The organism is Streptococcus parasanguinis, from assembly GCF_023109675.1.
Classification (GTDB): Bacteria; Bacillota; Bacilli; order Lactobacillales; family Streptococcaceae; genus Streptococcus; species Streptococcus parasanguinis_I.
Genome location: NZ_JALDUR010000008.1, coordinates 74,324 through 84,805, shown reverse-complemented (window position 1 = coordinate 84,805; position 10,482 = coordinate 74,324). Strand labels below are relative to the sequence as shown.

Here is a 10,482-nt window from a genome sequence, read left to right as displayed (position 1 = left end):
TTTGGGAGTTTAGCTCAGCTGGGAGAGCATCTGCCTTACAAGCAGAGGGTCAGCGGTTCGATCCCGTTAACTCCCATAGGTCCCGTAGTGTAGCGGTTATCACGTCGCCCTGTCACGGCGAAGATCGCGGGTTCGATTCCCGTCGGGACCGTTAAGATAATGAAAATTATTTTAAGACTCGTTAGCTCAGTTGGTAGAGCAATTGACTTTTAATCAATGGGTCACTGGTTCGAGCCCAGTACGGGTCATATTTTGCGGGTTTGGCGGAATTGGCAGACGCACCAGATTTAGGATCTGGCGCTTTACGGCGTGGGGGTTCAAGTCCCTTAACCCGCATAAGAGAATAATAATGAGCCGGCTTAGCTCAGTTGGTAGAGCATCTGATTTGTAATCAGAGGGTCGCGTGTTCAAGTCATGTAGCCGGCATTTTTTTATATAAAGAAAGCGATGCGAACGTAGTTCAGTGGTAGAACACCACCTTGCCAAGGTGGGGGTCGCGGGTTCGAATCCCGTCGTTCGCTTGAGGAGGCCGGGGTGGCGGAACTGGCAGACGCACAGGACTTAAAATCCTGCGATTGGTAACGATCGTACCGGTTCGATTCCGGTCCTCGGCATAGACAAAGGTTGAAAGAAGCACCCTTAGCTCAACTGGATAGAGTACCTGACTACGAATCAGGCGGTTAGAGGTTCGACTCCTCTAGGGTGCATGGTCGCAAGGCTATGTAATAATTGAATAGGAACGAGCACCCTTAGCTCAACTGGATAGAGTACCTGACTACGAATCAGGCGGTTAGAGGTTCGACTCCTCTAGGGTGCATAAAGCGGTAGCTTTAGATCGGGAAGTAGCTCAGCTTGGTAGAGTACTTGGTTTGGGACCAAGGTGTCGCAGGTTCGAATCCTGTCTTCCCGATATTATGGCGGTGTAGCTCAGCTGGCTAGAGCGTCCGGTTCATACCCGGGAGGTCGGGGGTTCGATCCCCTTCGCCGCTATATTGTTGATCTTGTTGGACCTTTAGCTCAGCTGGTTAGAGCTCTCGGCTCATAACCGAGTGGTCGTAGGTTCAAGTCCTACAAGGTCCATTATTATCTTGGAGGATTACCCAAGTCCGGCTGAAGGGAACGGTCTTGAAAACCGTCAGGCGTGTAAAAGCGTGCGTGGGTTCGAATCCCACATCCTCCTTAATATTAACGCGGGATGGAGCAGCTCGGTAGCTCGTCGGGCTCATAACCCGAAGGTCGTAGGTTCAAATCCTGCTCCCGCAATTTGGCTCGGTAGCTCAGTTGGTAGAGCAATGGATTGAAGCTCCATGTGTCGGCGGTTCGATTCCGTCTCGCGCCATTTCTTTTAATAATAAGCGGGTGTAGTTTAGTGGTAAAACTACAGCCTTCCAAGCTGTTGTCGCGAGTTCGATTCTCGTCACCCGCTTTGAACATAAGTTCATTACCAAGTTTTTAACTTGGGCGCGTAGCTCAGGTGGTTAGAGCGCACGCCTGATAAGCGTGAGGTCGGTGGTTCGAGTCCACTCGTGCCCATTTTGGAGAATTACTCAAGAGGCTGAAGAGGACGGTTTGCTAAATCGTTAGGTCGGGTAACCGGCGCGGGGGTTCGAATCCCCCATTCTCCGTATAATTTCCAAGTTTGAGATTTCATCTCAAACTATTTTTTATATTTTTGAAGGTTTTGTCTATGTTCTTGAATCGATTCTTTAAAATTTTTAGTTTTGTCTTTGTTTTAACTGTTTCAGGAATTTTATTTCTTTTTCCATCTGTTAGAACTTCGATTGTTTTAAAATCTTCTGATCTATTAGCTATTGTTGATAAGGCAGTATCGGTACCATTTGTTGTTGTAGAATCTAAGGCAAAGGATTTAAAGAATTTATCTGAATTAAATGATGAAAACCGTTCGTTAAAATCACGTCTTTATCAAAAGGATATTGACCAGTCAAAACTTAACCGTTTGGAATCAGAAAATAGAGAATTAAAGGATTTGATGTCAATCAAGAATTCTGTATCGGGTTCTAAACAAGTCGTTAGTGAGATTATTGACCGTAATTATGGTTCGTGGGATCAGGAATTTGTTATTGATAAAGGTAGTTCAGATGGGATTTCTGATTCTATGTTTGTTCTTTCGTCTGGTGGCGTCATTGGTGTGGTAGAAAGTATAGAGAAAAATTCTAGCAAAGTGAAATTATTAGTCGAAGATACTATTTCTTCACAACACCTGACGTTTAAAATTGAGAGTCAAGGTCAATCTATTTTTGCTTTATTAAATGGTTATGACGAGAAGACAGGTGAGTTTCGGTTGTTGCAAATTGGTGATCCAGTTGAAATTAAAAAAGGATCTCTGGTTTCAACAAGTGGTTTAGGAAAATATAAGAGTAGTGACTTACCTCTTGGTACAGTGACTTCTACTCAAAAGGCATCTGATCAGTTAGGTCAAGAAATTCGTGTGAAACCAAAGGCTAATTTAGATGTTAATCGTTATGTACTATTGATCGGAGAGTAGTGTGAAAGTCATACGTAAGTACCATTTTTTCCCTTTAATCTTATTCTTATCTTTATTTGTTGACGGGCAGATCTCTTTTCTTATTTCTCGTTTCTGTCCAAACTCCTTTGAACCTACTTCATTTTTATTTCTATATGGTTTTATGTTATTGAGTCTCTATTTCTCTGAGATAGCTAGTATTTGGTGGGGAGTCTTCTTTGGTTTTTGTTTTGATGTGTATTTTTTACACACTCTAGGAATTGCATTCATAGTATTTCCTATACTACAGGTGATTTTTTATCGGTGTAATCAGATTATTTTGGTCAATCGATTGACTCGTTTTTTTACATTTTTATTAACGATTCTATTATTTCAGATTTTAACAAATCTTCTTTTGATTCTTTTTATCGGCATAAAATTTAACTGGATTACACTAATTATTTACCAAATTTTTCCAAGTTTAATTTTGAATGTGCTTCTATTAATAGTATTACAGCCTTTACTTGAAAAGATTTATTTATAAACTCGAAATAAAAATGTAACAATAGCGTAATATAAATTTTTAAAAAATTTGTTATACTAGTTAGTGTCTTATTAGAAAGGGAAAATTTATCTAATGAAGAAAAAATTATTTGCCACAATCTTATTGAGTACAGTTGCTTTATCACAAGGTGCTGTCGTAGCTGGTGTATCAGCTGACTCCACAGATGATAAGATTGCTGCTCAAGATAACAAAATCAATAGTATTAATCAACAACAACAAAGTGCACAAGCTCAGGTAGATCAAATTCAAGGTCAAGTATCTGAAATTAAAAAACAACAAGAAAATCTTCAAGCTGAAAATGACCGTTTGAATGAAGAATCTGAACGATTGTCAGCTGAGATCGATGAGTTGTCAAAAAATATTGTTGCTCGTCAAGAATCACTTGCAAATCAAGCACGTAGTGCTCAAACAACTGGGACTGCAACAAGCTATATTAATGCGATTGTTAGCTCTGGATCTTTGACAGAAGCGATCTCACGTATTTCTGCTATGAATGAAATTGCAGATGCTAACAACAAAATGTTGCAAGAGCAAAAACGTGATAAAGAAGATATTGCACAAAAACAAAAAGAAAACAACGACGCAATCAATACTGTTATTGCAAACAAACAGCAATTAGAAGATGATGCGCAAGCTTTGTCAACTAAAGAAGCTGAGTTGAAAGTGGCACAATTGAATTTGGCAGCTGAAAAATCATCTGCTGAAAACGAAAAGAACGCTTTGTTGCAACAAAAAGCTGAAGCTGAAAAAGCGGCAGCGGCAGCGGCAGCAGCTGAAGCAGCTTACCGTGCAAAACAAAAGGAACAACAAGCAGCTGTGAAAGCTTCTGCAAATACTACCCTTCAAGCTCAAGTTCAGGTAGCAGCTCAAACACCAGCTGCAACACCAGCGGCTGCACAAACTCAAGCAGCAGCTCAACCTGCTGTTCAAACTCAAGCAGCGGCTGCACCAGTAGCAACTACTTCTCGTCCAACTTATAGTTCATCTGCATCATCTTATCCAGTTGGTGAATGTACATGGGGTGCGAAGACATTGGCTCCATGGGCAGGTGATTACTGGGGTAATGGTGGACAATGGGCGGCAAGTGCAGCAGCAGCAGGATTCCGTACAGGATCTCAACCACAAGTTGGTGCCATTGCATGTTGGAATGATGGTGGATATGGACACGTAGCAGTTGTTACAGCCGTTCAATCTACAACAAGCATCCAAGTCTCTGAGTCTAACTATAATGGTATCCGTAGTATTGGTAACTACCGTGGTTGGTTTAACCCAACAACAGCACAAGGTACTGTTACTTATATCTATCCAAACTAAGAATTATACTGAAGCAGAACATTTGTTCTGCTTCTTTTTATGTGACTTTCAGTCCGTCTCGCTACGTTAGGTGCGAGACAAAAAAACTACCCGCTATGCGGGTGCGTATCGAAGGTTATTTGAGAGAATTTAGGTAGGGATAGATTTTGTAATTTCCATAAATTAATATTTGAATATTTGCTTAAAAAGCGATAAAATGATTACAGGAGAAATTTGTGCTGACTGTACAATATGGTTTTAGATTTTACTGGAGGAAATCATGTCATTTTCTGATTTAATGCTCTTTGCTTTGTCGTCAAATCAAGAATTGGCTCAACGTGTGTCTCGCGAAATGGGATTACCGCTTGGAAAGTCAACGGTTCGTCAATTTTCTGATGGAGAAATTCAGGTTAATATTGAAGAATCAATTCGTGGGAAAGATGTTTATATATTACAATCTACTAGCTCACCGGTTAACGATAATCTGATGGAAATTTTGATTATGGTAGATGCCTTAAAACGGGCAAGTGCGCAATCCATTAATGTGGTGATGCCGTATTACGGCTATGCTCGTCAAGATCGGAAAGCTCGGGCTCGTGAACCAATTACTTCTAAGTTAGTAGCCAATATGCTTGAGGTTGCTGGAGTTGATCGTCTGTTGACAATTGATTTGCACGCTGCTCAAATTCAAGGTTTTTTTGATATTCCTGTTGACCACTTGATGGGTGCGCCTTTGATCGCCGACTTTTTTGAACGTTGCGGGATGATTGGAAAAGACTATGTTGTTGTCAGTCCAGACCATGGTGGTGTGACTCGTGCTCGGAAATTAGCTGAATTTTTGAAGACACCAATTGCGATTATTGATAAACGTCGAAGTGTCGATAAGATGAATACGAGTGAAGTGATGAATATCATTGGGAGTGTTGAAGGCAAGACTTGTATTTTGATTGATGATATGATTGATACAGCTGGGACAATCTGTCATGCGGCGGATGCCCTTGCTGAAGCAGGAGCTGTAGAGGTTTATGCAAGCTGTACGCACCCAGTTTTATCAGGCCCAGCGATGGACAACATTCAAAAATCAGCTATTAAGAAGCTGGTTGTATTGGATACGATTTATCTACCAGAAGATCGATTGATTGATAAGATTGAGCAAATTTCGATTGCGAAACTCCTTGCTGAGGCCATTGTTCGCATCCATGAAAATCGTCCTCTTTCCCCTCTGTTTGAAATCGGAAATGCCAAAAAATGTTAACAATAAGGAGGCTGAAAAACAGCCTCTTTTGTTTAGGAGGAAATACAAATGGGAATGAAACAGTGGTGGCAAAAAATAAAAAATGAAAAGAAGCGAAAAAAACTGGTTCAAGCAGCTCAAAAACTAGAAAGCAAGGCAGATCCAAGTTTGCCAAAAAAGATTCTGCCCAAAAATCGTGCGGTAAAATAGGAAATGATTGGAGAGGAAAAGAAGAGGAGATTGGTTAATTAGGGAAGTTCGGTGTATTTCATAGAGAAACGATTGAGTAAAAGTATCCAAAATCTGAATAATTCTAATAGATGAGTATAATATGTTACTAAATCGTAATTTTAGGGATCAAATAGGAAGAAATCTTAAACTTTTTTAAAAAAATTGAAGAAAAACTCTTGACATAGGGAGAATATCCTAGTATACTTATCATAGTTACGAAGTAACGAATATTTTTAAAAATAAAAAGGAGATAAAACAATGAAAAAAGTTTTATTATCATCAGTAGCAGCACTTGCTGTATTTGCAGCAACACCAGTTTTTGCCAATAACACTGGTCAACACAACTCAGCAGACGACAATGCTACATCACTTAAAGGTGCAGACTTGTTCACAAACGATAAAGATGGTCTTACTCAATACGGTAAAGACGGTCTTAACAATGTTGATGCTGAATCAACTGAAGCTAAATTCAATGAAAATGGCAAAAAACTTGTACCTGTACCAGGTAAACCAGGTGAATTCGTAGTTGAAGGTTCAGCTAAAGACGTAGCTAAAGCAGATAAAGCAGATAAAAAAGATGACGCTAAAGCTCCAGCAGCAACTAAAGCTTCAGCAGCAGCTGCAGGTCAAAAAGCTCTTCCAAAAACAAGCGCAGTTAAATAATTTCTAATTAATTAGCTCATAAAAATATCACTGAGTCCTTGGGCTCAGTGTTATTTTTTAGATAAAATCATTTTGAGGAGATCGATTGAATGAAAAGAGCTGGAGAAAAAAAGTCAAATAAATTAGGTTTTGTAATTGCTGCCTTTGCGGCAGTCGTTGTGGTTGTAGTTGGATTCCTATTCTTCAATCCATTTGGTGGAAAGGCCTCTAATACGGCTAAGAAAACTGGAACTTCTGGAAGTAGTTCTTCTACCCAAGCTGTGAAGTATGAACCTAGTCAAGAAGAAAAAGATTACTTAAAGAATCGTTTTGCCCAATTAACTTCTGTGAACCCTGAAGCAATCGCTTATGTCTACGCACCGGGTACTGAATTGGATGAACCTGTTGTACAAACTGGTGATAATGCAACCTACTTAGATAAAACGTTTGATGGTGGTTATCAACCATATTTGGGTACTGTCTTCATGGATACAGATAATAAGAAAGATTTCAGTGACCGTTTGACCTGGTTGTTTGGTCATGCTCGTGGTAGTAAGGTTGGTGATCATCGTATGTTTAACGATGTCAACTACTATGACAAACAAGATTACTTTGATCAACACCCGTATGTTGTCATTGAGACACCTGAGCGCAAGTATTATTATGAAGCTATGTGCTTGGTCATTGTTCCTGAAACAACTGCTTTCTATCGTACTAGCTTTAAGGACGACAAAGACTTTACGACTCAGTTGAAGAAGGTCTATGAAGATGGTCAAACTAAGAATCCAAATATTAAAATCAAAGCATCTGATAAATACTTGGTATTGTCAACTTGTCGCGAAGAGGATGAAACGATTCGTTCAAACCTCTACCTTCGTCAAATTCCTGATTCAGAAATGAAGGATTTTGTGGCAAAACATGCAGATCGATTGACATATGTGGCAACACGTGGTCAACAATAATGACTTGAAAGACTTAGCATTGCTAAGTCTTTTTTGTATGGAAGGATTGTTGAAATGTCCTTTGATAGTGAGCAAAAGATGGGGATCTGGCTTGTTCTTTTGCGATGGGGTCCTATTTATAGTATAATGAATATAAGTGTTTTGGAGGTGTTCTATGGATTTAACGAAACGTTTTAATAAAAATCTGAATCGGATCGAAGTTTCTTTGATTCGTCAGTTCGATCAATCAATTTCTTCCATTCCTGGTGTCTTGCGTTTGACGTTGGGGGAACCGGATTTTACAACTCCTGAACATGTAAAAGAAGCAGGAAAGGCTGCCATTGATGCGAATTTTAGCCATTACACTGGGATGAGTGGTTTGCTGGCTTTGCGTGAGGCTGCGAGTCAGTTTGTGGCGGATAAATATGGTATTCACTATCGTCCTGAAGATGAGATATTGGTGACGATCGGTGCGACTGAAGCCCTATCTGCAACCTTGACAGCAATCTTGGAACCTGGAGATGTAGTACTTCTTCCAGCACCGGCCTACCCTGGTTATGAACCCATTGTGAATTTGGTTGGGGCGGAGATTGTCGAAATTGATACGACAGCAGATCGTTTTGTCTTGACTCCTGAAAAGTTGGAAAAGGCCATTCTAGAGCAGGGTGAAAAATTGAAGGCTGTTATTCTCAATTATCCAGCTAATCCAACGGGTGTCACTTATTCGCGCGAACAGATGGCGGAATTAGCTGCTGTCTTAAAAAAATATGAAGTCTTTGTGATTTGTGATGAAGTCTATTCAGAGTTGACTTATACTGGAGAGGCACATGTTTCTATGGCCTCCTTTATTCCTGAGCAGACCATTGTTATTAATGGCTTGTCTAAGTCTCATGCTATGACAGGCTGGCGGCTTGGTTTTATCTTTGCCCCTGCTGCATTGACGGCCCAACTCATCAAGAGTCATCAGTATTTGGTTACTGCTGCTGGAACCATGAACCAGTATGCTGCGATCGAAGCTTTGACGGAAGGTCGAGATGATGCGGAGCCGATGAAGAAGGAATATGTGAAGCGTCGGGATTATATTATCGAACAGATGTCCGCGCTTGGGTTTGAGATGATTAAGCCAGATGGAGCCTTTTATATTTTTGCTAAAATCCCAGCTGGCTATAATCAGGATTCCTTTGCTTTCTTACAGGATTTTGCGCGTGAAAAAGCGGTTGCTTTCATTCCTGGTGCTGCTTTTGGCCAATATGGTGAAGGCTATGTGCGTTTGTCGTATGCAGCCAGCATGGAGGTTATCAAGGAAGCTATGAAACGCTTGAAGGAGTATATGGAAGAACATGCTGGAGTCAATTGAGACCCGGGGAATTGTCCTGTATAATCGGGAGTTTCGTGAGGATGACAAGCTGGTCAAAATCTTCACAGAGAAGTCAGGGAAGCGGATGTTTTTTGTGAAACATGCGGGAAAATCACGGTTGAATCCCATGTTGCAACCTTTGGTAACGGCAGATATGTTGTTGAAAATCAATGATGATGGGTTGAGTTATATTGATGATTTTCAAGATGTGCAGGTTTATAAGAAAATCAATGCAGATCTTTTTGCCCTTTCTTATGCGACCTATGTTCTGGCACTTGCGGATGCAAGTATTCAGGATAATCAGGTGGATCCAGCCCTGTTTGCTTTTTTGGAAAAGACCTTGTCTTTGATGGAAGAGGGACTGGATTATGAGGTTTTAACCAATATTTTTGAGATTCAGATTCTATCACGATTTGGAGTTATCTTGAATCTGCATGAATGCTGTTTCTGTCATCGGGTTGGACTTCCTTTTGATTACTCTTTTCGGTATAGTGGGGTGCTTTGTCCGGATCACTATGATCAGGATGAGAGACGCGCTCACTGGCATCCGAATGTTCTCTATTTATTGGATCAGTTTCAAGCAGTACGATTCAGTGAGTTAGAGACGATTTCCCTACAAGCGGAGATGAAAGCAGCTCTGCGTCAGGCAATTGATCAGTTGTATGAGGAGTATGTAGGGATCCATTTAAAAGCTAAAAAGTTTATCGATTCCTTGAGTGATTGGGGAGCGATTATGAAAGATTCATCTGGAGGTGAAACATGAAAAAAATTGCAGTAGATGCAATGGGGGGTGATAATGCACCTCAAGCCTTGGTAGAAGGTGTGAATCAAGCCATTCGTGATTTTGATGATATTGAGATTGTCTTGTATGGCGATGAGGCAAAAATCAAAGACTATTTAACCGCAACAGAACGTGTATCGATTGTGCATACGGAAGAAAAAATCGATTCAGATGATGAGCCAACACGGGCTATTCGTCGGAAGAAACAGGCTTCGATGGTCTTAGCTGCCAAGGATGTGAAGGTTGGTGAGGTCGATGCCATGCTATCTGCGGGGAATACAGGTGCGCTATTGGCGGCTGGTTTCTTTATCGTTGGCCGCATCAAAGGGGTGGAACGCCCTGGCTTGATGTCGACACTTCCAACGGTTGATGGTCGTGGCTATGATATGCTAGACTTAGGGGCCAATGCGGAAAATACACCAGAGCACTTGCATCAGTATGCTGTGATGGGGTCTTATTATGCTGAAAATGTTCGTGGGATTCAAAAACCACGCGTGGGTCTATTGAACAATGGGACAGAAGCTAGTAAGGGAGATCCTTTGCGCAAGGAAACCTACCAATTGTTATCTGAAGATGAGTCGATTCATTTTGTTGGAAACGTGGAAGCGCGTGACTTGATGGATGGCGTTGCTGATGTCGTTGTGGCGGATGGTTTTACAGGAAACGCTGTCTTGAAAACGATGGAAGGAACGGCTTTTGGGATCTTGAAGCAATTGAAACAAGCGATTGCCACTGGAAACTGGAAGGCGAAATTAGGAGCTTTTCTGCTCAAGGACCGTTTGAAATCATTGAAGCAAACCTTGGATTTCTCAGATGTTGGAGGAGCGGTCTTGTTTGGTCTTCAAGCACCTGTTGTTAAAACGCATGGTTCGAGTGATGCCAAAGCTGTCTATAGCACGATTCGTCAGATTCGGACCATGTTAGAGACAGATGTTGTTGGAAAATCAGTGAAGGAATTATCGAAGGAAGGGTAA

General features: G+C 41.0%; 10 protein-coding genes and 18 tRNA genes. All 28 read left to right on the top strand.

Going from position 1 to position 10,482, the window contains the following annotated elements:
• Positions 1-3 precede the first annotated feature (3 nt).
• The 28 genes from M1G14_RS07220 (at position 4) to plsX (ending at position 10,482) form a co-directional block, all read left to right on the top strand.
• A tRNA-Val gene (locus tag M1G14_RS07220) sits at positions 4-76 on the top strand.
• Between the two features lie 2 nt (positions 77-78).
• A tRNA-Asp gene (locus M1G14_RS07215) sits at positions 79-151 on the top strand.
• 24 nt (positions 152-175) lie between these two features.
• Positions 176-248, top strand: a tRNA-Lys gene (locus M1G14_RS07210).
• Positions 249-254: 6 nt separating this feature from the next.
• Positions 255-336 (top strand) — tRNA-Leu (locus tag M1G14_RS07205).
• 17 nt (positions 337-353) lie between these two features.
• Positions 354-426: transfer RNA gene (locus M1G14_RS07200), tRNA-Thr, on the top strand.
• 23 nt (positions 427-449) lie between these two features.
• Positions 450-521 (top strand) — tRNA-Gly (locus M1G14_RS07195).
• Positions 522-528: 7 nt separating this feature from the next.
• Positions 529-614: transfer RNA gene (locus M1G14_RS07190), tRNA-Leu, on the top strand.
• A gap of 19 nt (positions 615-633) precedes the next feature.
• A tRNA-Arg gene (locus tag M1G14_RS07185) sits at positions 634-707 on the top strand.
• A gap of 36 nt (positions 708-743) precedes the next feature.
• A tRNA-Arg gene (locus tag M1G14_RS07180) sits at positions 744-817 on the top strand.
• A gap of 19 nt (positions 818-836) precedes the next feature.
• Positions 837-910, top strand: a tRNA-Pro gene (locus M1G14_RS07175).
• Between the two features lie 6 nt (positions 911-916).
• Positions 917-990 (top strand) — tRNA-Met (locus M1G14_RS07170).
• Between the two features lie 16 nt (positions 991-1,006).
• Positions 1,007-1,080, top strand: a tRNA-Ile gene (locus M1G14_RS07165).
• 10 nt (positions 1,081-1,090) lie between these two features.
• Positions 1,091-1,180 (top strand) — tRNA-Ser (locus M1G14_RS07160).
• 9 nt (positions 1,181-1,189) lie between these two features.
• Positions 1,190-1,263: transfer RNA gene (locus tag M1G14_RS07155), tRNA-Met, on the top strand.
• Between the two features lie 3 nt (positions 1,264-1,266).
• Positions 1,267-1,339: transfer RNA gene (locus M1G14_RS07150), tRNA-Phe, on the top strand.
• 16 nt (positions 1,340-1,355) lie between these two features.
• A tRNA-Gly gene (locus M1G14_RS07145) sits at positions 1,356-1,426 on the top strand.
• Positions 1,427-1,459: 33 nt separating this feature from the next.
• A tRNA-Ile gene (locus M1G14_RS07140) sits at positions 1,460-1,533 on the top strand.
• A gap of 4 nt (positions 1,534-1,537) precedes the next feature.
• Positions 1,538-1,625, top strand: a tRNA-Ser gene (locus tag M1G14_RS07135).
• 62 nt (positions 1,626-1,687) lie between these two features.
• The gene (mreC, locus tag M1G14_RS07130; protein WP_031574139.1) at positions 1,688-2,506 is read left to right on the top strand and encodes a rod shape-determining protein MreC; all 819 of its coding nucleotides are present in this window, start codon (positions 1,688-1,690) and stop codon (positions 2,504-2,506) included.
• Between the two features lies 1 nt (position 2,507).
• A complete protein-coding gene (gene mreD / locus M1G14_RS07125; protein WP_049523114.1) occupies positions 2,508-3,008 on the top strand; it encodes a rod shape-determining protein MreD in 501 nt (166 codons plus the stop codon).
• Positions 3,009-3,101: 93 nt separating this feature from the next.
• On the top strand, positions 3,102-4,343 hold the full coding sequence (gene pcsB / locus M1G14_RS07120; protein WP_247926454.1) for a peptidoglycan hydrolase PcsB: 1,242 nt from the start codon (positions 3,102-3,104) through the stop codon (positions 4,341-4,343).
• 259 nt (positions 4,344-4,602) lie between these two features.
• Positions 4,603-5,577, top strand: coding sequence for a ribose-phosphate diphosphokinase (locus M1G14_RS07115; protein WP_247926453.1), 975 nt, complete (start codon positions 4,603-4,605; stop codon positions 5,575-5,577).
• 48 nt (positions 5,578-5,625) lie between these two features.
• Positions 5,626-5,766: a hypothetical protein gene (locus M1G14_RS07110; RefSeq protein WP_247926452.1), complete on the top strand. Its 141-nt coding sequence runs from the start codon at positions 5,626-5,628 to the stop codon at positions 5,764-5,766.
• A gap of 279 nt (positions 5,767-6,045) precedes the next feature.
• A complete protein-coding gene (locus M1G14_RS07105; protein WP_247926451.1) occupies positions 6,046-6,450 on the top strand; it encodes an LPKTxAVK-anchored surface protein in 405 nt (134 codons plus the stop codon).
• Between the two features lie 89 nt (positions 6,451-6,539).
• Complete coding sequence (gene srtB / locus M1G14_RS07100) at positions 6,540-7,391, top strand: class B sortase, LPKTxAVK-specific (RefSeq protein ID WP_247926450.1); 852 nt, start codon at positions 6,540-6,542, stop codon at positions 7,389-7,391.
• A gap of 154 nt (positions 7,392-7,545) precedes the next feature.
• On the top strand, positions 7,546-8,727 hold the full coding sequence (locus tag M1G14_RS07095; RefSeq protein WP_070590598.1) for a pyridoxal phosphate-dependent aminotransferase: 1,182 nt from the start codon (positions 7,546-7,548) through the stop codon (positions 8,725-8,727).
• Complete coding sequence (gene recO, locus M1G14_RS07090) at positions 8,711-9,490, top strand: DNA repair protein RecO (RefSeq protein ID WP_045760082.1); 780 nt, start codon at positions 8,711-8,713, stop codon at positions 9,488-9,490. The genes M1G14_RS07095 and recO overlap by 17 nt, the downstream gene beginning before the upstream one ends.
• On the top strand, positions 9,487-10,482 hold the full coding sequence (plsX, locus tag M1G14_RS07085; protein WP_049506930.1) for a phosphate acyltransferase PlsX: 996 nt from the start codon (positions 9,487-9,489) through the stop codon (positions 10,480-10,482). The genes recO and plsX overlap by 4 nt, the downstream gene beginning before the upstream one ends.